Below are 23,030 nucleotides of genomic sequence, written 5' to 3' on the forward strand. Positions count from 1 at the left end.
GAAAAGGGAGTAGTCAATGAGAGTCTGGATCAGCGTTCTCCTTTTGTTTGCCGCATCAGGCCGTCTTGTTGCGGGCCCTCCCTCGGCAGTTTCCTTGATTGAAGGCATGGAACAGACTCTGTGGTCCGACAGCAATCACGGCCGTTTCACTATGTGGATCGAGTCTGAGTACTGGACTCGCACACTGGAACTGGAAGCCTGGATGAATCGTCAGGAGCATACGTTGATTCGCATTCACGCGCCCAAAAAAGAGGCCGGCATCGGCTCGCTGCGCATCGGCGATGCCATGTGGAATTACTTGCCCAAAGTTGATCGCACCATCAAGATCCCACCGTCGATGATGCTCCAGCCATGGATGGGCTCCAACTTCAGCAACGACGACCTGGTCAAGGAAAGCTCGTTCGTCGAGGACTACACCCACGAATTGGTCGAAACCGACGATTCCGGTGAGGTGCCTGTGTATCGGGTTGTCTCGACGCCCCGACCTGATGCCCCGGTAGTGTGGAGTCGCCTGGAATTCACTGTTCGGGAGGACTCGATCCCGGTTTCGCTTGCCTACTACGACGAGCGCGATCAGATCGTCAAGCGCATGACCTATGACCAGATCGAAACCATGGATGGGCGCCGGATACCCACCCGCTGGACGATGGTGGACGCCGATAACCCCGAGTCCCGCACGGTGATCACGATTGAGTCTATTGAATTCGACCTGTCGATCGATGAAGAGGTGTTTTCATTGCGCCGGCTGCGCAACCCACAGTGAGGGCCCGGCATGAGCATCGTCAATGTGGAGAAAGTCTCGCGAATTTACCGTCAGGATTCCATCGCCGTCAAGGCCCTGGATGAGGTGTCGGTCGCGATCGAGGCCGGGGAGTTCACAACCTTGGTGGGCCCGTCTGGATCGGGTAAAACCACGCTATTGAATCAGATTGGAGCCCTGGACGAGCCGGATAGCGGGCGCATTCAGGTGGCGGGTGAGGAAATCACCGGGCTTAGCCGAAAGAAGCGGACCCTTTTGCGGCTGTGGAAGGTTGGCTTTGTATTTCAGGAATACAACCTGATTGGCGTGCTGTCGGCTCAGGAGAACGTCGAGTATGTGCTGATGCTGCGCGGAGTGCCGTTTCGGGAGCGCCGTGCCGAGGCCCGGCGTATTCTGGTGGAGGTCGGCCTGCAAGGGCTGGAGCGGCGCCTGCCCCATGAACTGTCTGGCGGCCAGCAACAGCGTGTTGCGGTGGCCCGGGCGATTGTCAGCAAGCCCGCGATTGTCCTGGCCGACGAGCCCACGGCCAATCTCGATTCCACGACCGGCGCGGCGCTACTGGACTTGATGCGTAAGCTCAATGCCGAGCATGGCATTACCTTTGTCTTCTCCACCCATGACCCGATGGTGATGGAACGCGCGCGGCGGGTAATCCATCTCCGCGATGGCCGCGTCGAGCGTGAGGAAATACGGTCGTGATGGCGTGGCTACGTCTGGCTTTTGGCAATCTTCAGGTCAATCGTCGGCGTACGGCCATCACACTGTTGTCGGTGGCCGTCGGTGTCGGTGGGCTAGTGTTTCTCTGGGCATTCATTGATGGCATCAACGCCCAGATGATCAACAACATGACTGGCTATGTGACCGGCGACCTGAAGGTACATCAGCGGGGCTTTCACGATGACCGGGAGATGAACATTGCCCTGGCCGAGCGCTGGAATCTCACAGAGGAGGTATCGGCCGTAGCCGGTGTGGCGGCAACCACCCCCCGGGTGACGGGCCATGCCCTGGCCAGCCGTGAGGACCAGTCACGGGCATTACAGGTGATGGGCGTCGACAGCGCGACGGAGCCACGGGTCACCCGGCTTGACCGGTCGATTGTCCGTGGTCGCTACCTGGAGCGCGGCAATGAAATTCTTGTTGGCGTCGATGCCGCCGGTGCCCTGGATGTCTCCCCGGGCGACGAGCTGGTACTGGTGGTGCAGGCGTCGGACGGCTCTATTGGCGCCGACCGGTTCGAAGTGGTGGGCGTATTCGAGACCGGTATCAAGCGTATTGATGGCTTCGTGGGCCAGATGCCCTTGGCCTCTGCCCAGGCGCTGTATGCCTTTCAGGGGCGGTTTACCGAGATTGCGTCCCGCGTAGAGGATTCCGACCGGCTTGAAGCGGTGGTTGCAGGCCTGCGGAATCAGATGCAGGCCTGGAACGTAGAAGTCCTGGGGTGGCCAGCGCTGATGCCGTCGCTGGTGCAAATGGTTGCGTTTCACGATGCTGTCGCCTACATCGTGATCTTCGTGGTGTTTGTGGTGGTGGCGGCCGGCATCGTCAACACCATTCTGATGTCGGTACTGGAGCGTGGCCGGGAATTCGGTGTAATGATGGCGTTGGGTACGCCCAGCAGTCGTATTGTCTGGCTGGTGCTTCTGGAAACAGCCATCCTGGCGGGCCTGGGATACCTGTTGGGTCTGGCATTGGGGCTGTCACTGACGGGCTATTTCGGTACCCATGGGCTGGACTTCAGCGCCTATATCAAGGCCATGGATACCATGCCGGGCCTGAGCGGTATCGTCTATCCCACCATTGAATTCCAGCGTCCGGTGGTGATTGGCATCGTGGTTATATCGGTGGCTCTGTTGGCAGCGGCCATCCCGGCCTGGAAGGCCAGCCGCAACAGTCCATTGGAGGCGATGGGCGCACGTCGCACTATGATCAACCGTATCCGCCGGATCCACTGGCAGGTGACGTCTGATCATCGACTGCTGATATTCGCGCAAATGGCACTGCGCTCCGTATTCCGCAATCCACGACGGTCAGTGATCACCGCCTCGGCCACTGCGTTCGGGCTGGCGGCCTATCTGTTCTTATACGCTTTCGCCGATGGTTTCTTTGAGCAGATGATTCACAACTCGACACAGCAGCTTAGCGGGCATGTGCAGGTAATGGCGCAGGGCCACGACGTCGATCTGTCGCCAGCTTTTCGCATTGCCGACAGTCAGGCACTGCAGCAGCAGTTGCAGGCGCGTCTTGAGGTTGAGGCTGCCGCACCCAGGGTATTGCTGCGTGCCATGGTGGCAAACCCCGGGAAGAGTCTGCCGGTGGAGCTGGTGGGTATTGCACCGGAGCAGGAGAGGGCGGTTACGGAACTTTTCAGATACATGGAGCAGGGCACTTATGTTCAATCCGGGGAGGCGGGAATTGTGATTGGCCAGAAACTGGCCGAGGAGTTGGGTGCCCGGCTGGGGGACAAGCTGGTCATTACGGTCCAGCAGGCTGGCGGAGATCTTGCTTCCAGTGCCCAGGCCATTCTCGGTATCTATCGCACTGGCAGTGACCTTTTCGACACAGAGTATGTCTTCACCAATATCAACGCAGCCCGCCGCCTGGGTGGCCTGCTGGAAGACGAAGTCTCGCGGATCGTGTTGAGGCTGTCAGACCGCGCAGAGAGTGCGGCCCTGGCAAGAACCCTGAACCAGTCGCTGCCTCTGACTAACGACGGACTGGAGGCCCAGGGCTGGGAAACCCTGCTCCCGGTGGTTGTGCAGATGGTGGAAATGAGCCAGGTGGATTTCTATCTCATTCTGTCGGTGGTCTTTGTCGTGGTGGCCATCGGGGTCATGAATACCATGGTGATGTCGGTGATGGAGCGGACCCGGGAACTGGGCGTCATGCTGGCACTGGGAACCCGAGGTGTCCAGTTGCTGCTGACGATTGTGTTCGAGGCGTTCTTTCTGGCGGTACTGGGCATGGTGGCCGGAACCCTGGCGGGCGGTGCGCTGGTCTACTGGCTGAACCAGGCCGGCATTGACCTGTCCTCGATCAGCGGGGCGCTGGAAACCATTCCGGGCATTACCGACCGGGTCTATCCGGTGCTGATGTTTGATCATGTCTGGCTGCCCAGCCTGCTGCTGTTTCTCTGTTCGGTGACGGTGGCGCTGTATCCGGCATGGCGGGCGGCGCGGCTGGACCCGGTCGAGGCCATTCATCATGGCTAGGCACTGGCAAGTGGCGTCAGGGCTGGTCTGCCTGATGCTGGCTTCAGGTGTTGAGGCCGGGTTCAGCCAGTCCGGATCGCTGAAGAATCTCAGCGTCGGCTCGCGCTCGTTGATCGACGGTGATCGCTACGTTTCGAACCTTACCCGCCTGCGTCTGAACCCCCGATATCGATATCAGGACTGGATTGTGGACGCGGCCTACGACCTGGAACTGGTTTCGGGCAGTTTTCTGGACAGCCCGGAGTTCGCCTTGCTCCGGGATGCCCCGGAACCTCGCTACTGGGATCTGCAGGGGGATATTCACGAGTCGGGGACATTGCTGGCGCGCCACCAGTTCTATCGTGGCACGGTGCAGTGGCGGTCGCCGGCCGGTGATTTCCGCTTCGGCCGCCAGCAGGTGAACTGGTCCACGGCCCTGATCTGGAACCCGATGGACATCCTCAATCCTGTCAGCCCTTTGCAACTGGAGCCGGATGAACGGGTGGGTGTGGACGCCATTCTCTGGGACAAACCCTGGGGAGCCTTAGGACGCATCAGCGCTGTCCATGCCCCGCAACACAATGACGGCGAGGCCAGTACGGCAGCCCGGGTCAAGCGCTATATTGGTGGTGTAGATGCCGGGCTGATGGCAGGTGAGTTTGCCGATGTCACCAGGATAGGCTTTGACGGCAGTGGCTCGGTGATCGGCACCGGTTGGCGCACGGAATTCGTCTGGAGCGACCCGGACGCCAGCGACAGCTACTGGCAGGGAGTGGCGGATCTGAATTGGTCGTTTCGCAATGGGTTCAACCTGGCACTGGAATATTTCTACAACGGCCGGCCCGTACCGCCGGGAAACTCTGGCCTTGGAAACCTGCTGTCCACAGATCCGCTCTATGCCGGGCGCCATTATACCGGGTTGCTCGCATGGCAGGATATCAACCCGTTTTGGCAGTATCGGGTAGTGGCCATTCGCAATGTTGATGATGCAAGCTGGGTACTCTATCCCCGGTCCACCTGGACGCCTCCCTTCAGCCAGGAAATCTATCTCACAGCCGGAGCCCAATGGTTTGGTGGTAACGACACCAGCGAGTACGGAATGCTTGAGCCTCTGGGATTGGTGGAGATGCAATGGTACTTCTGAATATTCTGTCTGGTCGTATTTTGGCGCCCACAATCAAAGAAGTATCACTCTACCCAGGCGTTCCTTTATATGTACATTTCAGCAAATGAATCGTGTGGCGGTTTAATGGGCAGTTATTTAGTGTGTAGGCCACTCGACGGTCATCTTTTTTTAAGAGGTGTCAGAAATTCAGGTTTGTTTCAGGGTATTGTGTTTTACTTTGCAGTACATGGGGCAGTCATCGTACCTGACACGATTGTCCTTTGTGTTGTCTCAGGTTTGTCCTTGCCGCAGAAGCCTCTGCGGCTTTTTTATGCGCTGAAATGTACTTGCTCGTCTTTATGTGCTATACCACTGAGACCCTCAGGTATATCACATTGTTGGGCTGGTGGTAAAGGCTTTATATTCAGAAAATAATTGCCGATCCTGTCTGATGAGTTTTTTAAAGCATCAGTTTTCGGAGTGATTCTGGATAGTTAATGAAAAACCAAAGATTCTCTCGGTTTTTATCACATGAAACACAAATTGAGCCAGATCAAAATATCCTGAAAACCCAGGTAAGTTCAGTTAGAGTTCAGGTTTGAGATTTAGCATGGCGTACCTGAACAGATTAACAGACTTCTGTGGAGACCTACCCTTGGCTATTCCTGCTCGCTATTTCAGATCCGCCATCTTCGGGGCGTTGGTTTTGACCAGCCTGCCCGGTTGGGCGGAGCCCAGACTTCAACTGGCGAATGTGATTGATGCCGCCATTGAATACGATCCATGGCTTCGCCAGAGTGCCCAGATACAGCAAGCATTACTGGAGGAGTCCATTGCCGAGGGGGCCCTGCCCGACCCTCGGCTGTCACTTGGCGCCGCGAATCTGCCCGTGGACACGTTCGACACCGGGCAGGAAGCGATGACCCAGGCCACGGTCGGAATCTCGCAGCGGATTCCGCGCGGCGACAGCCTGCAGTTGTCGCAGGACAGGAAAGAAGAGCTGGCGCAGGAGCAACCTTTTCAGAGGGAGAACCGGCGCGCCAGGGTGGTGGAAACGGTGACCCGCCTCTGGCTTGATGTGTGGGAGGCACAACAGAGCATCGGTCTGATTGAGGATAACAGGGATCTTTTCGAGCAGCTGTCCGACGTAGCCGAGGCGGGTTACATAACCGCCACCATGATCTCACGGCAGCAGGACGTTGTCCGGGGCACCCTGGAGCTTACGCGCCTGGATGACCGGCTGACCGACCTGAGGCTGAAGCTGCAATCAAGTCAGGAAGCTCTGGGTGAGTGGATCGGGTCGAAAAATGCCTCGCTGGAGGTAACCGAAACGGTGCCCCCCGAACTGCTGACAGCGCTTCGGGACGGCTGGTCGGAAACTAGTGCGGGCACCCTTATCCGTCACCCCCTGATCCGTTCCACGGACCAGCAGATCAAGGCCCGGGCCATTGATGTGGATCTTGCCCGCGAGGCTTACAAGCCCGAATGGACGGTTTCTGCGCAATATGGCTACCGGGATCGCGTGCCCGGCGGGCAGGACCGGGCGGATCTCTTCTCCGTGGGGATTGGTTTTGATCTCCCGCTGTTTACCGGCAATCTCCAGGACCGGAAGCTGAACGCCTCAGCGGCCCGGCTCGAAGCAGAAAAGACAGAGCGAGTTTTGCAGCTTCGCGTGATTCAGGCAAGGGCCCGTTCAGCCCTTGCCCGGGTTAAACGACTTGATGACCGCATCGGGATATACCAGCAGTTCTTGCTGCCGCAAATGGAAGAGCAGGCCGAGGCCGCACTGACCGCCTATAACAACGACGACGGCGATTTCGCCGAAGCCGTACGTGCGCGGATCGACGATCTCAACGCCAAGATTGAGCTGATCGGGATGACCGCGGAGCGGGCCCGGAACTTCGCCAGTTTCCGTTACCTGACCTCAGGCTCTTCCGAAGTACCTTCACTTTCACAGACTCGCTATCAGGACTGACCATCATGGCTAATTTTGTTCGCCCGCTGGGCTTTATACTGCTTGGTGGCATTGCCGGGGCCGGGGCGGCCTATTGGCTGGCCTCCGAAACCGCAACGGCACCAGCGTCCGCGGAAAAGAAACCCTTGTACTGGGTGTCACCCATGGACGCCAGCTTCAGAAGTGACAAACCGGGCAAGTCGCCCATGGGCATGGATCTGGTTCCGGTTTACGAGGACAGCGGGAGCGCTGACGACTCGCCAGGCACCGTCCGGGTTGCGCCGAACATTGTCAATAACCTGGGCGTTCGCACGGACGAGGCCATCAGGGGGCAGTTGCCCAGCAATATTATTACCGTGGGCTACGTGCAGTATAACGAAGACGAGTTGTACCACATGCACCCCCGTGTTGAAGGGTGGATCGAGAAACTTTATGTAAAGTCCGAGGGCGACCCGGTTGAGAAGGGCAAGCCTGTTTACACCCTCTACTCACCCACCCTGGTGAATGCCCAGGAGGAATTGCTCCTGGCACTGGACCGGAAAAACCCGCGCCTGATCAGGGCGGCTGAGGAGCGCTTGTCGTCGCTGAATGTCTCGGACCGCTTGATCCGGACACTCAGGAAGACCCGTAACGTACAGCGGACCATAACCTTCTATGCCCCGGCCTCCGGGGTTATTGATGTCCTGAGGGTCCGTGAGGGTACCTTCGTCAGGCCCGGAGATCCGGTCATGTCCATCGGCTCACTCGACGAGGTCTGGGTGATCGGAGAGGTGTTTGAGAGCCAGCTCTGGGCCATCAGGACCGGCGATCCGGTAGAGATGACCCTGGACTACATGCCCGGGCGCCGGTGGATGGGGCGCGTGGATTATGTGTATCCGGAAATCAATCTCGAGACCCGGACCGCACAGGTCAGGATGCGCTTTGACAATACCGATGGCATGTTGCAGCCGGGCATGTTCGCCAGCGTTAACATGCAGGGCGATCCGAGCGAAAGGCGCACCCTGGTGCCCAGGGAATCCGTTATCCGCACCGGACAGAGCGACCGCGTTGTTCTGGCGCTGGAAGAAGGTGCCTTCAAATCGGTTAACGTTACCACCGGACGGGTAGGGGATAAGTATGCCGAGATTCTGGAAGGCGTCGTTCCCGGCGACCAGGTGGTGGTCTCGGCGCAGTTCCTGATTGACTCTGAATCCAGCAAGACATCGGATTTCCGCCGGATGTCGCCGCCTTCCGCAGGGGCGATGGACCCGGATATGAACCATTCAGGGCACACCATGGAGGCGGGCAAGGCTGATGCCAAGGACAGCCCTGAAGCCATGAGTCATGAGGGGATGGACCCGAGCGCAATGGACCAAAGCGAAATGGACCAGAGCGAAATGGACCAGAGCGAAATGGACCAGAGCGAAATGGACCATGGCAAGATGGACCATGACGGAGGCGCCTCATGATTGCGTCGGTCATTAACTGGTCTATCCAAAACCGCTTTCTGGTACTGCTTGCCGCCGTATTGCTGACCGGGTTCGGGCTGTACTCGGTGTCGAAGACGCCGGTGGATGCACTGCCGGATCTCTCGGATGTCCAGGTCATCGTTAAAACCAGCTACCCCGGCCAGGCCCCGCAGGTAGTGGAAGATCAGGTGACCTATCCGCTGACCACGGCCATGCTCTCGGTGCCCGGTGCGGTGACGGTCCGGGGCTACTCGTTCTTCGGCGACTCCTACGTCTATATCATCTTTGATGAAGATACGGACATGTACTGGGCCCGCTCCCGGGTGCTGGAATACCTTTCCCAGGTAATACCCAGCCTGCCTGAATCGGCCCGGCCTCAACTGGGGCCGGATGCGACCGGGGTCGGCTGGGTTTACCTGTATGCCCTGGTTGACCGGACAGGGAACAACGACCTGAGCCAACTGACCACTCTGCAGAACTGGTTTCTGAAGTACGAGCTGCAGACAGTGCCCGGTGTCTCGGAAGTGTCCACGGTCGGCGGCATGGTCAAGCAGTACCAGGTCAAGGTGAATCCCGAAAAACTCCGGGCATTCGGTATCCCCCTGTCCCACATCCAGAACAGCATCAAGCGGGGCAACAAGGAAATCGGTGCATCGGTGATCGAGATGGCCGAGGCGGAATACATTGTCCGCTCGACTGGCTATATCCAGTCCCGTGAAGACCTCTTGTCGATTCCACTGGGTCTTGACGTAAATGGCACGCCGGTCCTGATGAAGGATGTGGCAAGCGTTGAGATCGGGCCGCAGGCGAGACGTGGCGTTGTGGAACTCAACGGCAACGGGGAGACCATTGGCGGCATTGTGGTAATGCGGTTTGGTGAAAATGCCCAGAAAACCATTAATGGTGTGAAGGCCAAGCTGGAAGAGTTGCAGTCGAGCCTGCCCGAAGGTGTTGAGGTGGTGACGGTTTACGACCGTTCCGGCCTGATCGAGCGCGCGGTCAATAACCTCGGGTTCAAGCTGCTCGAGGAATTTGTGGTGGTGGCCCTGGTGTGTATGGTTTTCCTGTTCCACGTCCGCTCGTCGCTGGTGGCAATTATCAGCCTGCCGGTGGGCATCCTGACCGCCTTTATCGTCATGTACTTTCAGGGTATCAATGCCAATATCATGTCGCTCGGGGGGATCGCTATTGCCATCGGTGCCATGATCGACGGCGCCATCGTGTTAATCGAGAACATGCACAAGCATATGGAGAGGACGCCGCTGACGCCCGAGAACCGATGGGAAATAGTAGCCAGATCGGCCTCGGAGGTCGGGCCGGCGCTGTTTTTCTCGCTGTTGATCATCACTGTCAGTTTTGTGCCGGTGTTTGCCCTGGAAGCCCAGGAAGGGCGGATGTTTGCGCCCCTGGCGTTCACTAAGACCTACGCCATGGCGGCCAGTGCCGCTCTCGCAGTGACGCTGGTCCCGGTGCTCATGGGTTACTTCATTCGTGGCAAGGTGCTGCCGGAGCACAAGAATCCGCTGAACCGGCTGCTGGTCGCCGCCTATATGCCGGCCCTGAAGCTGGTGCTCCGGTTTCCGCTGTCAACGGTTCTGGCATCGGTACTGGTTCTGGTTGTCGGCCTGTGGCCGGCAACCAAGATCGGGAGTGAATTCATTCCCAACCTGGATGAGGGCGACCTGATGTACATGCCTACCACCTACCCGGCTATCTCGATTGCCGAGGCCAGGAGGTTGCTGCAGCAGACGGACAAGCTGATTGCCACGGTGCCCGAAGTGAAAACCGTGTTTGGCAAGGTGGGCCGGGCGGATACCGCTACCGACCCGGCACCGCTGACAATGATTGAGACCTTTATCCAGCTCAAGCCCAAGGATCAGTGGCGGGACGGGATGACCACCGATAAGCTCAAGCAGGAGCTCAATTCGCTGATTCGCTTCCCGGGGGTGACCAATGCCTGGGTCATGCCGATCAAAACCCGCATCGACATGCTGGCAACGGGCATAAAGACCCCCGTGGGCATCAAGGTAGCCGGCCCGGATCTCTCGGTTATCCAGGGCATTGGCAAACGCCTTGAGGAGATCCTGGAGAAGGTTCCCGGCACCAGTTCTGTCTATTCCGAGCGGGTCGCCGGCGGACGTTACATCAAGGTGGATATTGATCGGGAGCGTGCCGCCCGCTATGGCCTGAATATCGATGATGTTCAGCAGGTTGTGGCCTCGGCCATTGGCGGAATCAACGTGGCGCAGACCATCGAGGGGCTTGAGCGCTTCCCGATCAACCTCCGCTATCCGGAGGATTACCGGGACTCACCCGAAAAACTGAAGCAGCTTCCCGTGGTGACTGAATCCGGTCAGCGGATCGCGCTGGCCGACGTGGCCGATATCCGGGTGGAGGACGGGCCGCCCTCCATCAAGAGTGAAAACGCCCGCCTGAACGGCTGGAGCTATGTGGATATCGAAGGTGTGGACATCGGCACCTATGTCCAGCAGGCGCAGGCCGCCGTGAAGGCGGAGCTGGACCTGCCCGCCGGTTACTCCGTCAACTGGTCTGGCCAGTATGAGTACATGCTCCGTGCCAAGCAGAAACTGAGCCTGGTGGTTCCGGTGACGCTGGGTGTTATTGTCCTGCTGCTGTTCCTGAACTTCGGGCGCTTTGCGGAAGTGGGTATCATCATGGCTACCCTGCCTTTCGCGTTGGTTGGCGCCTTCTGGCTGATGTATCTGCTGGGTTACAACTTCTCGGTTGCCGTCGGCGTCGGTTTCATTGCCCTGGCCGGTGTTGCTGTGGAGATTGGTGTGATCATGCTGGTCTATCTCAATCAGTCCTACGAATCGATGCTGGAAACCTGTGAAAAGAACGGGCTGAAACCAAGGCGGGAAAACCTTCGCCATGCAGTGCTTCATGGCGCCGGAATGAGGGTGCGGCCGATAATGATGACCGCGGCCGCCATCATCGGCGGGCTGATACCGGTCATGATGGGTGGCGGAACCGGATCGGAAGTCATGGGGCGGATTGCCGCGCCCATGGTCGGAGGCATGATCAGTGCCGTGATTCTGGCACTGCTGGTGATACCGGTAGGTTACTATCTCTGGAAACGCAGGAGTTTTTCCGAAGCGTAAAGAAAGTTAGACCTCGCCATATTGCTTTCGAGATTCTGGCGAGGTCTGATGATGCAGCGGTGTCTGGGTAATGTTGTTATAAAGCAAGAGCCTGGGTATGGAGTCCCGGGCAGATACTCTGGCAACATATTTCCCGGGGGAGGTTTCCTGCCCTCTAAAAGGCCGAGAACAGCAGCGATGGGGTAGGCCCAAATTTGATGGGGTTCAATCATGTCTCGCATGGAGTCCTCGTGCCTTTGTGGTTCGCCATTCGTTTGGAATCTGCATGATGAGGTATGTCACATAGCGCGCCGGTTAACTATGTTTATAGGTATTTGCCCCCTCGTGCTTGTAGTCAGGGTGTTCAAATTCCAGTGTTGAATGAGTTACGCTGAACTCTTTCTCCAAAGCCTGTTTTATCCCGTCCTTGATTTTCTCAAGTTCATTCCACGCACTCATCTCGACAACCACACGGGCGTCGAGCGAGGCATCATGCTCACCCACCTGCCAAAAATGTACGGGGTGAAGTCGATAACTCCTTCTAAGTCTGATACTGCCCCAATGACGGAATCTGTGCCGATATCCTCGGGACTCCCCAGCATGAGTGTTCTGATGGTCCCGCCAATTTCTGTCAGGTCCAGGTAGAGAATATAGCTGGCCATGCCAATGGTGATTGCGGAATCAACCCAGCGCATGTCGTAGAGCAAGATAAGAGCTCCGCCTATAACACTGCTATTGACGCAAACGCATCAGACAAGTTGTGTAAAACAACGCATGAATATTAACGCTGCCCTTCTGCATTGAGTAGGTCAGCAGCGCGCTCAACGCGTCCATTATCAGTGCAACAATGTAAGTCAGACTACCCAACACCCCTTGAGTTCCAGCGGATCTGGGAACCGCATGACACCCTCGTATATCAGGTAGGGCCCTATCATGATCAAGGTGGTGTATTTAACAGCGCAACACCTACCTTTATTCGCCCGTAGCCGAAGGTCAGCTTTTATTCAGCCGGGCGACGCGCAATTTTACGGGCCGCGAACGCGATAATCAGCGATGCCATGTCCCAGAAGTTATGTATAGCATCGGCAATCAGCGCCAAGCTGCCGGCAAAGTCCTTTCCGCGATCTGGACGAGAGTCAGGATGCCGTTTGCCCAGATGGCTACTGCAACCCGTTTATGCTTGGTTTCAGGGGGAATGTGAAATAGCTGTATACTGAAAAAGTGTGCTTTCCCTCATATAGGTTTCGAAGTAATGCGGGAAGAAGCGTTAATTGGTTGCTTCCAATGTTCGCATTGCGACCAAAGGTTTCGACAACAAGGCGTTTTGGATTCATAGATAACGCGGAGTGGCTGTGCCTTGGAGATGGTGAGGTGGAAACCGTGCAATGGTCTTTTTACTGAGTGATATAGCAGCGGCCTAAAGTGACTGGGCTCCAGCAAGGCACAATTTGGGCACAGGCAAATAAAAAAGGCCTGCGTTTTCACGCAAGCCTTTGAAAATAATGGCGCGCCCGATAGGATTCGAACCTATGACCTTTGCCTCCGGAGGGCAACGCTCTATCCAGCTGAGCTACGGGCGCTTCGAGCTCGACGATGACTCGCCGATTTCGAGTGCGCAATCTTACGTGCGTAGCGGGTGTCTGTCCAGCCCCCGGCGGCAAGTCCTGACCTCAGTTCTGGGGTAGTCGCTGCTCGGGGGGAATCGATACCAGATTGTTGTCATTGCTGAAGGTGACCTCGCCATCCTGGATGGTCACCTGGAAGCTCATGGACCGGTCCGCGAGCGCTGCCAGGGCCTCAGTGCTGTCGCCGGGTAGGTGAACAATGGTGAGGTTGTCGAAACGTTCCAGCTTGCCGTGATGTTTGTCCCACCAGACTGGGAATGCGCGATCGCCATAGGTGTAGAGGATCACTTTCCCGGCGCGGTTGCAGGCCTTCCTTATTCGGTCTTCTTCTGGCAGGCCAAGCTCGATCCATAATTCAATTTCGCCGGTCAGGTCTTTCTGCCACAGCTCTGGCTCATCATCGGTGCTCAGGCCTTTGGTAAATTCGAGGGTGTCGCCGGCGTTCAGGGCAAAGGCAAGCAGCCGGATCATCACGCGCAGGTCCGTTTCCGACGGATGCTGGGCGATGGTCAATTGATGATCCGCGTAGTAGTGACGGTCCATGTCGGCGATGTTGAGCGTCGCCTTGAGGATGGTTGCTTTGAGCGCCATGGGCTTCCTGCATTGGTATCGGGATAGGGGTTTGGGCTAGTGTAATGCAATTCTTTCCCGGGTGAGTGTAAGCGCATGCCGATGTTGCGTGGTTTTCTGGTTCTGGTGCTGTTTTTTATTCTTGGCGAGTCTGTGCGCCTGCTTCTGGCGTTGCCGGTGAGTGGCGGCGTGCTGGGGATGGTGGTCATTACCTTCACGCTGATGCTTAAAGGCAACGTGAGTGATGATCTTGCTCGGGCCAGCCAGGGGCTGATATCGGTGCTGGTGCTCTTGATCATGCCGGGGGTGGTGGGTGTGTTTTTCACGGCGAACCAGTTCTCCGGGCAGTGGCTGGCGGTTGCGGCGGCATTGCTGGTGGGCACCTTTCTCAGTGTGCTGACGACGTTGTTGTTGATGAAAGCGGTGACGAAAAGAGGCGTTAGCGATGGTGAGTGAGCTACTCGCGCGCTTCCAGGCCCTGCCGGAGTCGCTTGCCGCCACCCCGATTCTTGCGATCGGTTTGACCCTCGGTGCCTTCTTTGCCGGCAACTGGCTGTTCTCCCGCATTGGCCGGCCTATCTGGCTGCCGCCGGTTGTTTTGTCTGCGTGTCTTTTATCTGGCTTCATCGCGTTGGCGGTGGATTACCAGGATTACCAACAGGGCGCGCGGTGGCTGACGGTGTTGCTGGGGCCTGCCACCGTCGCACTCGGGATTCCCTTGTACCAGCAGATGCACCATATCCGTGCCATGTGGCGCCCGATTGTGGTCACGCTGCCGATTGCCGCCACCATGGCGGCGGTTTACGCCGTGGTGATTGGCTGGGCTCTGGGGGCCACACCGGAGGTCCTGGCATCGCTGGCGCCCAAGTCGGTTACTGCGCCTATCGCCATCGGTATTACCGAGCAGTTGGGCGGTTCGGTGCCCCTGATGATGGGCGGGCTCCTGATCACGGGCGTGGTGGCAACCCTCTTCGTAGACCTGCTCGCGCGGCTTTTGCCTGTTGACGACGAACGGATTCTGGGCTTTGCCCTGGGGCTGAATGGCCATGCCATCGGAACCGCCAGGGCGTTTGAAATCAGCCATAGCGCCGGCGCGTTTGCGTCTCTGGGGATGGGACTTACCGGTGTGTTTACTGCCCTGATCCTGCCTCTGGTTTTCCGGCTGTAAGTCTGCGCCAAATCAGGTCATTCACCTGGCGTATAGCCCCATGTCGCAATTTCGATTGCCCTAAGTGTTTTCCGAGACTAGCTTGTTGGCCAGGCATTCGGCGCCGTTCTGCGCCGATGTTCCGTGAAAATTCCTAAAACAGCGACGGAAAACGCGATGAAAAAACTGATTGCAGCATTTGTCGGTTCCATGGCCCTGGCGGCGGCGCCGGTAGCCCTGTCTGCCGAGGCGACCAAGGAACTGAAGATGGCGTACGACGCCGACCCCGTGACCCTCGACATTCATGAGCAGCTGTCTGGTGGCATTCTCCAGCTGTCTCATATGACCTTTGATCCGCTGTTGCGCTGGACCAAGGATCTTGGTTTCGAGCCGCGCCTGGCAGAGAGCTGGACCCGGGTTGATGAAAACACCATGCGCTTCAAACTCCGTTAGGGCGTGAAGTTCCATTCCGGCAACGAGCTGACGACCGCGGATGTGAAGTTCACTTTCGACCGCCTGAAGCAGAGCCAGGATTTCAAGGCCATCTTCAAGCCCTTCAGCGGCATCAACATCATCGATGATTACACCTTCGAGCTGGTCACCAGTGAGCCCTATCCGCTGCTGCTGAACACCGCCACCTATATCTTCCCGTTCGACAGCGAGTTCTACAGCGGCCAGACCGAAGACGGCAAAGACAAGAGCGCCATCCTCAAACATGGCAACTCGTTCGCATCCGAGAATCTGTCGGGCACCGGCCCTTACACCGTGACCGAACGCAAGCAGGGTGTCCGCGTCGAGTTCGAGCGCTTCGACGACTACTGGGATACCGAGTCCCCGGGTAACGTCGGCAAGATCGTGCTGACTCCGATCAAAGAGAACAACACCCGGGTTTCTGCGCTGCTGTCCGGTGGTGTCGACTTTATCGCCCCGGTTCCGCCCAATGATCTGGAGCGGATCCGCAACGACAAGAACGCCAACCTGGTCACCATGAGTGGCACCCGCATCATCCTGTTCCACATGAACCAGGAGCGAGTGGAAGCCTTCAAGAACCCGAAGGTTCGCCAGGCGATTGCCTATGCCATCAACCAGGAAGGCATTGCCGCCAAGATCATGAAAGGCTTCGCCACCCCTGCTGCCCAGATGTCGCCTGAAGGCTACCAGGGCTATAACGAGTCCCTGACACCGCGCTTCGATGTGGCCAAGGCCCAGGAGCTGATGAAGGAAGCCGGTTACGAGGACGGTTTCACAATCACCATGATGGCGCCGAACAACCGCTACGTGAACGACGACAAGATCGCTCAGGCAGTGGCTGCCATGCTGGCGCGCATCAACATCAAGGTGGATCTGAAAACCCTGCCAAAGGCCCAGTACTGGCCGGAGTATGACAACCGCGCCGCTGACATGATGATGATCGGCTGGCACGCGGATACCGAGGACTCCGCCAACTTCTACGAGTTCCTGACCTTCTGCCCGGATGCCGACACTGGCGCTGGCCAGTACAACGCCGGTAACTACTGCAACCCGGAAATCGACGCCCTGGTACAGAAGGCCAACGTCGAGACCGACCTGGACAAGCGTGCCGCCATGCTGCAGGAAGTGGAACAGCGTCTGTACGATGATGCCGCCTTTGTTCCGCTGCACTGGCAGGACCTGGCCTGGGCCTCCAAGAAGAACGTGAATATTGAGCCGGTGCTCAATGTCATGAACTTCCCGTACCTGGGTGATCTGGTTGTTGAGTAACTGCCTTTGATGGCCGGCCGGCGCTGGAGTGATCCGGCGCCGGCCTTTTGTTTGCAAGCCTTATCCGGAAGCTTTCCATGTTAGCGTTTTTGGTTCAGCGGATTTCCCAGGCGTTTCTGGTCATGTTTGTGATCAGCGTGATTGCCTTTGCCATTCAGGATGGCCTCGGGGACCCGCTTCAGGAAATGGTGGGGATGTCCGTCTCCGAAGAGGAGAGGGAAGCCATTCGAGAGGAGCTTGGCCTGAACGACCCGATGGTGGTGCAGTACCTGCGGTTTGCAGGCAATGCGCTCCAGGGCGACCTGGGCAACTCCTATTTCTACAGCAAGCCGACCCTGGAAGTGATCGCCGAGCACCTGCCGGCGACGCTGGAGCTGGTCATCGGTGCCAGTCTGATTATTGTGTTTCTTTCCGTGCCGATTGGTGTCTATGCCGCTATCCGGCCCCAGGCATGGTTATCCAAATTCTTTATGGGCGTCAGTACCGTGGGTATTTCCATCCCGGTGTTCCTGACGGCCATTGTGCTGATTCAGCTGTTCTCCATTGGTGTGACGGTGAACTGGTTTCCGTCCGATACCGGGTGGGGGCAGTGGCTGAACGACTTCTTTTCCACTGAGGGCGGCCTGCCCTCTTACGGGCGTGGTGATGAGTTGACTCACCTGTTCGGCACTTGGGAATCGGGCTTCTTCACCGGTACCGGTCTGATGCACCTGATCCTACCGTCGGTGTCGCTGGCCTCGATCATGCTGCCGCTGTTTATCCGGCTGATCCGGGCCGAGATGATGGAAGTGCTGCAGAGCGACTATGTGCGTTACGCCCGGGCCAAGGGCCTGAGCGCCGGCCGCATCAACTTCCTGCACGCACTCAAGAACACCATGCTTCCGGTGATCACCGTGGGTGGCGTGCAGATCGGCATTATGGTGGCGTACACCATCCTTACGGAAACCGTGTTCCAGTGGCCGGGCGTGGGCCTGATGTTCCTGGAGGCCATTACCCGCAGTGACATTCCGCTGATCGTGGCTTACCTGATGGTGGTGGGCCTGATTTTCGTGGTTACCAATACCCTGGTGGATCTGATCTACGGTCTGGTGAATCCCACCGTCAAACTGACAGGAAAGAAAGCATGACAACGGCAACGGTTTCCCGCTGGTACCGCTTCCGCGAGTCCTTCTTCTGGTACAGCTTCAAGCGCGACAAGGTGGCGATTGTCAGCTTTGCCGTGCTGCTGCTGATGGTGCTGGCGGCGGTGTTCGCGCCCCTGCTGGCGCCCGCCGATCCCTACGATCTGGCGCAGATCAACATTATGAATTCCGAGCTGCCCCCGGTGGGCATGAGCGGAGCCGATCCGGCCTTCCCCCTGGGCACCGACGCCCAGGGCCGGGATCTGCTGTCCACGATTCTTTACGGTACCCGGGTGTCCCTGATGATCGGTTTCGGGGCGGTGGTCCTGCAGGCGTTTCTGGGCATTCTGTTCGGTCTCCTCGCCGGCTACCTGGGTGGCAAGGTCGATGCGGTGCTGATGCGCATTGCCGATGTGCAGCTGTCCTTCTCCACTCTGATGGTTGCCATCATCGTGGGCGCAGTGTTCAAGGCCAGCTTCGGTAACCTGATGTTCGGTGAGATCGCCATTTACATGCTGATCTTCATCATCGGTGTTGCCGAGTGGCCCCAGATTGCCCGGACCGCTCGTGCCTCGGTGCTGGCGGAAAAGAAGAAGGAGTACGTGGATGCGGCCAAGGTGATGGGTTTCGGGACCCGTCGGATCATGTTCCGGCACATCCTGCCCAATACGCTGTCGCCCATCTTCGTTATCGCCACGGTCCAGATCGCCAACGCCATTATCTCCGAGGCGGCGCTGTCGTTCCTGGGGCTTGGCATGCCGGAGACCCAGCCGTCGCTGGGCTCGCTGATCAAATCCGGCTTTGACTACATCCAGAGCGGTTCCTGGTGGATCACCCTGATCCCGGGCCTGGTGCTGGTGGTGCTCGTGCTGGTCATCAACCTGTTGGGTGACTGGTTGCGGGATGTGATGAACCCACGGCTGTACAAGGGGTAACACCATGGCACTGTTGGAAGTAAAAGATCTTGATGTACGTTTTGCCGTGCGTGGTGGCGACCTGACAGCGCTGCGCGGCATCAGCTTCAGCCTGGACAAGGGCGAGCGCCTGGGCCTGGTGGGGGAGTCCGGTGCCGGCAAGTCGGTGGCTGCCTTTTCCATCCTGAACCTGATTGCCAAGCCGGGCTACATCGCCGGCGGACAGATCCTGTTCGAGGGCAGGGACCTCGCCGCCATGAGCGAGCGGGAGCTGCGCCGAATCCGTGGTAACCGTATCGCCATGATCTTCCAGGATCCGATGATGACCCTGAACCCGGTCCTCACCATCGGAACCCAGATGGTGGAGGCTCTCCTTGCCCATCGGAAAATCAGTAAAAAAGAAGCCCGTGCCATTGCTCTGGACCGGCTGCAGAAGGTGCAGATTCCTTCTCCGGAGAAGCGTCTCGATCAATACCCCCATGAGCTGTCCGGGGGCATGCGCCAGCGGGTGATCATTGCCATCGCCCTGCTGCTGGATCCGGAAATCATCATCGCGGATGAGCCCACGACGGCTCTGGATGTCACCATTCAGGCGGAAATCATGGATCTGCTACTGAACCTGTGCGAACAGGAGAACGTGGCGTTGATGCTGATTACCCACGATCTGGGCGTGGTTTCCCAGGTGACCCAGCGAATGCTGGTCATGTACTCCGGCCGGATTATCGAGCAGGGGCCGACCCGGGAAATTATCAACGATGCCCAGCACCCCTACACCCAGGGGCTGATCAACGCGCTGCCCCAGATGGGCGAGCCCGGCGAGCGGCTGTTCCAGATTCCCGGCTCCATGCCATCGTTGAAGAACGTGCCCTCCGGCTGTCCGTTCCATCCCCGCTGCAACTTCGCCACCGAGCAGTGCAAGCAGGCCATGCCGGAGTATGTGCGCTCGGGCAATGTGAATGTGGCCTGTTACGAAGTTGCCAACCTGATTGAACAGGAGAAACGCATGCAGGAGGCCGAATCATGACCTCCCCTCTGGTAAGTATCAGCGGTCTCGAGAAACGCTTTGACCTGTCCGGCAGCCTGCTGGAGCAGATCACCTTTGAGGGTGGACGCTTCCGCCGCAAACAGGAGGCTGTCCACGCCATCAACGGCGTGGACCTGGAAGTGCAGAAGGGCGAGGCCCTGTGCGTGGTGGGCGAATCCGGCTGTGGCAAGTCGACCGTGGCCCGAACCGTGATGGGGTTGCTCTCGCCCAGCGCCGGCGAGATTCACTACGACGGCCAGCGCATCGACAATCTGGAGCGCAAGGATTCACTGCCGTACCGGCGCAAGATGCAGATGATCTTCCAGAATCCCTATGCGTCCCTGAACCCGCGCATGACCATCCAGCAGACCCTGGAGGAGCCGATCCGGTTCCATCATCCGGACTGGTCCCCGGTGCAGGTGCGGGACAAGATCCATGAGGTGATGCATTCGGTGGGCATTGATCAGGACTGGGGCAACCGCTTCGGCCACGAATTCTCCGGTGGCCAGCGCCAGCGGATCGCCATTGCCCGGGCCCTGGCAGTTGATCCGGAGTTCATCGTGGCCGACGAGCCGATCTCGGCCCTGGACGTGTCGATCCAGGCCCAGGTGCTGAACCTGCTGATGGACGCCCAGGAAAGCCGGGGCTTGACCTACCTGTTTATTACCCACGATCTGGCGGTGGTTGAGCATTTCGGCACTCGGGTTGCCGTCATGTACCTTGGGCGGGTTTGTGAGCTGGCGGATACAAAAACGCTGTTTTCCGCGCCCCGACATCCCTACACCCATGCGCTGTTGTCGGCTATTCCGAAACTGGAGGACGATCGCCCCAACCACATCCGCCTGAAAGGAGAGGTGCCGACGCCGGTGAACCTGCCGTCGGGCTGCGTGTTTCATGGGCGTTGCCCCTATGCCAACGAGCGATGCCGGCAGGAAGTGCCCCAGCTGATCACCACGGATGGCGGAACTCAGGTTGCGTGCCACGCGGTGGAAGAGGGCAGGTTGTAACGGCGCCGCTGCGATAGGCTATGATGCCAGCAGCAGAACTCGCATCGATACAACGACATACCCTTAGGGGACTCCATGGAAGTACGCTGGTTGGAAGATTTTCTGGCGCTGGCCCGAACGCGCCATTTCTCACGTGCTGCCGAGTTGCAGCACGTGAGCCAGCCTACGTTCAGCCGCCGGATCAAATTATTGGAAGAAGCCATGGGCAGCACGCTGGTCAACCGCCAGACGCTGCCGCTCTCGCTGACGCCCGCTGGCGAGATATTCAGGGAGCTGTGCGAGCGGATCACCCGGGATGTGCGGGATACCCGCGATCGAATCAGCGCCCTTGAAGCCGAGGTGTCTGCCAGGATCAGTGTGGGTTCCACGCAGGGTCTGTTTTCGCACTTTTACCAGGGCTGGGCGAAAGACGCGGGCATTGCCGAGCGTTTGCAGCTCAATCTGAATGCCACCAGCTGGGTGGGGGAACAGTTTCTGGAGGCGCTGGATAGTGGTGAGTGTGATCTGGTGCTGTGCTATTGGCATCCAGATCTGCCCTGGGGCGGGAGGCTGACTGCCGATAGCTACGACTGGCTGGTGCTGGCTCGCGAATCCCTGGTTCCGGTCAGTGTTGCTGATGATCAGGGGCATCCGCGGTTTGCCTTGCCGGGCAGCCCGGAACAGCCGGTACCGCTGATCGCTTATCACAGTCGTGGTTTCCTGCAATCGGCGATTGAAGGCCATCTTGCCCGCAGCAGGTTGACGGCCAACCTGTTACCCCTGAACGAGAACACCCAGTCCGCCAGCATCAAGGCGCTGGTGAAGCAGGGTTTCGGCATGGGCTGGTTGCCCCGGCGCATGATGGAAAAAAGCGAACAGTTCGGCAGTCTGGTGCGAGCCGGTGACGAAGACTGGGATGTCCCCCTTGAGATTCGCCTGATCCGTCTCCGTGATACCCGCTCGGACGATCTTTTAACGCTCTGGAAAACACTGGAAGATGGCCATGCCTGATGATGCGCTGTTGTCGCTGCAGACCGATCACTTGAAAGAACTGCAGGCCCGATACGAATCGGCCCTGGCAGAGCATGGCTACGACAGCCTGCTTATTGCTTCCGGCGCCGCGCCTTACCGCTATGGAGATGACCAGGCCTGGCATTTCCAGGGTTATGGTCCGTTTCTTCACTGGACCGGTCTGGCTGGCCGCGAACACTGCTGGCTCTGGATCCGGGCGGGGCACAGGCCGGTGCTCTGGCTGTTCGAGCCGGTGGACTTCTGGCACGCCAATTCGCCACTGGCGGAAGAGCCCTGGCAGCAATTCATCGAGGTTCGCAGCAGTGCCTCACCCGAGGCCCCGTTGCTGGATGATCCGGAAAGCCTTGCGGTGATCGGGGATCCTTCCCTGATATGGAATATTCCGGGTGAGAAAAACCCGGAGGCTCTGTTGAGGGATCTGGACGAGACCCGCGTGTGCAAAACGCCCTACGAAATCGAGTGTCTCGCGCAGGCGAACAGACTGGCTCTGGCAGGCCACGCGGCGGCCCGGGAGGCGTTCCTGGTCGGTGAGAGCGAGTTTGGCATCAATCTGGCCTACCAGCAGGCAACCGGTCAGCGGGAAGCCGAAGCGCCTTATCACAGCATTATCGGGCTGAACGAGCACGCCGGGACGTTGCACTACCAGTATTACGATACGCAGCCGCCAGGGCAGACCCGCAGCCTGCTGATCGATGCCGGGGTCCGTTTTCGGAGCTACTGCTCCGATATAACCCGCACCACGGCAGGCCCGGGAGAGTCCCACTTCGCGGCGCTGATCCACGGTCTCGACCGGCTTCAGGTCAGGCTCTGCGACATGGTCGCGCCCGGGGTGGACTACATCGACATTCATCGCAAGGCGCATCAGGGGCTTGCCGCCCTGCTGTCGGCGACTGGTCTGGTTATCGGCCTGGATGACGAGGACATCGTCGAAAAGGGCATCACCCGTGTGTTCTTCCCCCATGGCATCGGTCACTTCCTGGGCGTCCAGGTTCACGACGTAGCTGGAAAGCCCACGCCGCCTCCGGAAGATGCGCCATTTCTCCGTCTCACCCGCCGGCTTGAACCCGGTATGGTGGTAACCATCGAGCCGGGTCTCTATTTCATTCCGTCGCTGCTGGATCCACTGCTGGAAGGCGAGCTGGGGCGATATTTAAACCGGGAGCTGATTGGGCGGCTGAGAGGCTGCGGCGGAATCCGTATCGAGGACAACGTGGTGGTTACCGACGCAGGTTCGCGGAATCTGACCCGGGGGTTGTGAGTCTCGCAACACAAAAGTTGCACAAATTTAAGCCAGAAGGCTTGCATTTCGAGATGC

General features: G+C 58.5%; 20 protein-coding genes and 1 tRNA gene. 17 read left to right on the forward strand and 4 right to left on the reverse strand.

Going from position 1 to position 23,030, the window contains the following annotated elements:
• Positions 1 to 16: 16 nt before the first annotated feature.
• The 7 genes from AC5JQH_RS12380 (at position 17) to AC5JQH_RS12410 (ending at position 11,577) form a co-directional block, all read left to right on the forward strand.
• Positions 17 to 763 (forward strand): outer membrane lipoprotein-sorting protein, encoded by a 747-nt coding sequence (locus AC5JQH_RS12380; protein WP_493805648.1) that lies wholly within the window; start codon positions 17 to 19, stop codon positions 761 to 763.
• Between the two features lie 9 nt (positions 764 to 772).
• Positions 773 to 1,459, forward strand: coding sequence for an ABC transporter ATP-binding protein (locus AC5JQH_RS12385; protein ID WP_092033491.1), 687 nt, complete (start codon positions 773 to 775; stop codon positions 1,457 to 1,459).
• Positions 1,459 to 3,969, forward strand: a complete 2,511-nt coding sequence (locus AC5JQH_RS12390) for an FtsX-like permease family protein (RefSeq protein ID WP_493805649.1) — start codon at positions 1,459 to 1,461, stop codon at positions 3,967 to 3,969. Before AC5JQH_RS12385 ends, AC5JQH_RS12390 begins: the two co-directional genes overlap by 1 nt.
• Entirely contained in the window at positions 3,962 to 5,092 is a 1,131-nt protein-coding gene (locus AC5JQH_RS12395; RefSeq protein WP_008169948.1) for a hypothetical protein, read from the forward strand. Before AC5JQH_RS12390 ends, AC5JQH_RS12395 begins: the two co-directional genes overlap by 8 nt.
• Positions 5,093 to 5,708: 616 nt before the next feature.
• Positions 5,709 to 7,028, forward strand: coding sequence for a TolC family protein (locus AC5JQH_RS12400; protein ID WP_117618235.1), 1,320 nt, complete (start codon positions 5,709 to 5,711; stop codon positions 7,026 to 7,028).
• Between the two features lie 5 nt (positions 7,029 to 7,033).
• Positions 7,034 to 8,455 carry an efflux RND transporter periplasmic adaptor subunit gene (locus tag AC5JQH_RS12405; protein ID WP_493805650.1) on the forward strand — a complete coding sequence of 474 codons (1,422 nt, stop codon included), beginning with the start codon at positions 7,034 to 7,036 and terminating at the stop codon, positions 8,453 to 8,455.
• Positions 8,452 to 11,577, forward strand: coding sequence for an efflux RND transporter permease subunit (locus tag AC5JQH_RS12410; protein WP_493805651.1), 3,126 nt, complete (start codon positions 8,452 to 8,454; stop codon positions 11,575 to 11,577). Before AC5JQH_RS12405 ends, AC5JQH_RS12410 begins: the two co-directional genes overlap by 4 nt.
• A gap of 434 nt (positions 11,578 to 12,011) precedes the next feature.
• On the opposite strand, the gene AC5JQH_RS12415 is transcribed toward AC5JQH_RS12410, so the two are convergent.
• The 4 genes from AC5JQH_RS12415 to AC5JQH_RS12430 all read right to left on the reverse strand — a co-directional run bounded on the left by AC5JQH_RS12415 (position 12,012) and on the right by AC5JQH_RS12430 (position 13,772).
• Complete coding sequence (locus AC5JQH_RS12415) at positions 12,012 to 12,263, reverse strand: cation diffusion facilitator family transporter (RefSeq protein WP_228152694.1); 252 nt, start codon at positions 12,261 to 12,263, stop codon at positions 12,012 to 12,014.
• A gap of 293 nt (positions 12,264 to 12,556) precedes the next feature.
• On the reverse strand, positions 12,557 to 12,616 hold the full coding sequence (locus tag AC5JQH_RS12420; RefSeq protein WP_248185651.1) for a hypothetical protein: 60 nt from the start codon (positions 12,614 to 12,616) through the stop codon (positions 12,557 to 12,559).
• A 443-nt stretch (positions 12,617 to 13,059) separates the two neighbouring features.
• Positions 13,060 to 13,136: transfer RNA gene (locus AC5JQH_RS12425), tRNA-Arg, on the reverse strand.
• 90 nt (positions 13,137 to 13,226) lie between these two features.
• Positions 13,227 to 13,772 carry a YaeQ family protein gene (locus AC5JQH_RS12430; RefSeq protein WP_493805652.1) on the reverse strand — a complete coding sequence of 182 codons (546 nt, stop codon included), beginning with the start codon at positions 13,770 to 13,772 and terminating at the stop codon, positions 13,227 to 13,229.
• 75 nt (positions 13,773 to 13,847) lie between these two features.
• Here AC5JQH_RS12430 and AC5JQH_RS12435 point away from each other — a divergent pair, with 75 nt between their 5' ends.
• The 10 genes from AC5JQH_RS12435 (at position 13,848) to pepQ (ending at position 22,973) form a co-directional block, all read left to right on the forward strand.
• Positions 13,848 to 14,207, forward strand: a complete 360-nt coding sequence (locus tag AC5JQH_RS12435) for a CidA/LrgA family protein (RefSeq protein WP_008169943.1) — start codon at positions 13,848 to 13,850, stop codon at positions 14,205 to 14,207.
• Positions 14,197 to 14,919: an LrgB family protein gene (locus tag AC5JQH_RS12440; RefSeq protein ID WP_092033508.1), complete on the forward strand. Its 723-nt coding sequence runs from the start codon at positions 14,197 to 14,199 to the stop codon at positions 14,917 to 14,919. Before AC5JQH_RS12435 ends, AC5JQH_RS12440 begins: the two co-directional genes overlap by 11 nt.
• A gap of 156 nt (positions 14,920 to 15,075) precedes the next feature.
• Complete coding sequence (locus tag AC5JQH_RS12445) at positions 15,076 to 15,351, forward strand: hypothetical protein (RefSeq protein WP_227507707.1); 276 nt, start codon at positions 15,076 to 15,078, stop codon at positions 15,349 to 15,351.
• 3 nt (positions 15,352 to 15,354) lie between these two features.
• Positions 15,355 to 16,638: an ABC transporter substrate-binding protein gene (locus tag AC5JQH_RS12450; RefSeq protein WP_369126632.1), complete on the forward strand. Its 1,284-nt coding sequence runs from the start codon at positions 15,355 to 15,357 to the stop codon at positions 16,636 to 16,638.
• A 77-nt stretch (positions 16,639 to 16,715) separates the two neighbouring features.
• Positions 16,716 to 17,765, forward strand: coding sequence for an ABC transporter permease (locus AC5JQH_RS12455; RefSeq protein WP_053114107.1), 1,050 nt, complete (start codon positions 16,716 to 16,718; stop codon positions 17,763 to 17,765).
• Positions 17,762 to 18,694, forward strand: a complete 933-nt coding sequence (locus AC5JQH_RS12460) for an ABC transporter permease (protein WP_493805653.1) — start codon at positions 17,762 to 17,764, stop codon at positions 18,692 to 18,694. Before AC5JQH_RS12455 ends, AC5JQH_RS12460 begins: the two co-directional genes overlap by 4 nt.
• Before the next feature lie 4 nt (positions 18,695 to 18,698).
• The gene (locus AC5JQH_RS12465; protein ID WP_104271564.1) at positions 18,699 to 19,697 is read left to right on the forward strand and encodes an ABC transporter ATP-binding protein; all 999 of its coding nucleotides are present in this window, start codon (positions 18,699 to 18,701) and stop codon (positions 19,695 to 19,697) included.
• Positions 19,694 to 20,704 carry an ABC transporter ATP-binding protein gene (locus AC5JQH_RS12470; RefSeq protein ID WP_491713522.1) on the forward strand — a complete coding sequence of 337 codons (1,011 nt, stop codon included), beginning with the start codon at positions 19,694 to 19,696 and terminating at the stop codon, positions 20,702 to 20,704. Before AC5JQH_RS12465 ends, AC5JQH_RS12470 begins: the two co-directional genes overlap by 4 nt.
• Before the next feature lie 75 nt (positions 20,705 to 20,779).
• The gene (locus tag AC5JQH_RS12475; protein ID WP_493805654.1) at positions 20,780 to 21,694 is read left to right on the forward strand and encodes a LysR family transcriptional regulator; all 915 of its coding nucleotides are present in this window, start codon (positions 20,780 to 20,782) and stop codon (positions 21,692 to 21,694) included.
• Complete coding sequence (gene pepQ / locus AC5JQH_RS12480; RefSeq protein WP_493805978.1) at positions 21,687 to 22,973, forward strand: Xaa-Pro dipeptidase; 1,287 nt, start codon at positions 21,687 to 21,689, stop codon at positions 22,971 to 22,973. The genes AC5JQH_RS12475 and pepQ overlap by 8 nt, the downstream gene beginning before the upstream one ends.
• Positions 22,974 to 23,030 lie beyond the last annotated feature (57 nt).

Source organism: Marinobacter sp. H13, from assembly GCF_059072335.1.

Coding starts and splice junctions, on each gene's coding strand:
- AC5JQH_RS12380 (WP_493805648.1), top strand. CDS start 17: ATGAGAGTCTGGATCAGCGTTCTCCTTTTGTTTGCCGCATCAGGCCGT.
- AC5JQH_RS12385 (WP_092033491.1), top strand. CDS start 773: ATGAGCATCGTCAATGTGGAGAAAGTCTCGCGAATTTACCGTCAGGAT.
- AC5JQH_RS12390 (WP_493805649.1), top strand. CDS start 1,459: ATGGCGTGGCTACGTCTGGCTTTTGGCAATCTTCAGGTCAATCGTCGG.
- AC5JQH_RS12395 (WP_008169948.1), top strand. CDS start 3,962: ATGGCTAGGCACTGGCAAGTGGCGTCAGGGCTGGTCTGCCTGATGCTG.
- AC5JQH_RS12405 (WP_493805650.1), top strand. CDS start 7,034: ATGGCTAATTTTGTTCGCCCGCTGGGCTTTATACTGCTTGGTGGCATT.
- AC5JQH_RS12410 (WP_493805651.1), top strand. CDS start 8,452: ATGATTGCGTCGGTCATTAACTGGTCTATCCAAAACCGCTTTCTGGTA.
- AC5JQH_RS12430 (WP_493805652.1), bottom strand. CDS start 13,772: ATGGCGCTCAAAGCAACCATCCTCAAGGCGACGCTCAACATCGCCGAC.
- AC5JQH_RS12435 (WP_008169943.1), top strand. CDS start 13,848: ATGCCGATGTTGCGTGGTTTTCTGGTTCTGGTGCTGTTTTTTATTCTT.
- AC5JQH_RS12440 (WP_092033508.1), top strand. CDS start 14,197: ATGGTGAGTGAGCTACTCGCGCGCTTCCAGGCCCTGCCGGAGTCGCTT.
- AC5JQH_RS12445 (WP_227507707.1), top strand. CDS start 15,076: ATGAAAAAACTGATTGCAGCATTTGTCGGTTCCATGGCCCTGGCGGCG.
- AC5JQH_RS12455 (WP_053114107.1), top strand. CDS start 16,716: ATGTTAGCGTTTTTGGTTCAGCGGATTTCCCAGGCGTTTCTGGTCATG.
- AC5JQH_RS12460 (WP_493805653.1), top strand. CDS start 17,762: ATGACAACGGCAACGGTTTCCCGCTGGTACCGCTTCCGCGAGTCCTTC.
- AC5JQH_RS12465 (WP_104271564.1), top strand. CDS start 18,699: ATGGCACTGTTGGAAGTAAAAGATCTTGATGTACGTTTTGCCGTGCGT.
- AC5JQH_RS12470 (WP_491713522.1), top strand. CDS start 19,694: ATGACCTCCCCTCTGGTAAGTATCAGCGGTCTCGAGAAACGCTTTGAC.
- AC5JQH_RS12475 (WP_493805654.1), top strand. CDS start 20,780: ATGGAAGTACGCTGGTTGGAAGATTTTCTGGCGCTGGCCCGAACGCGC.
- pepQ (WP_493805978.1), top strand. CDS start 21,687: ATGCCTGATGATGCGCTGTTGTCGCTGCAGACCGATCACTTGAAAGAA.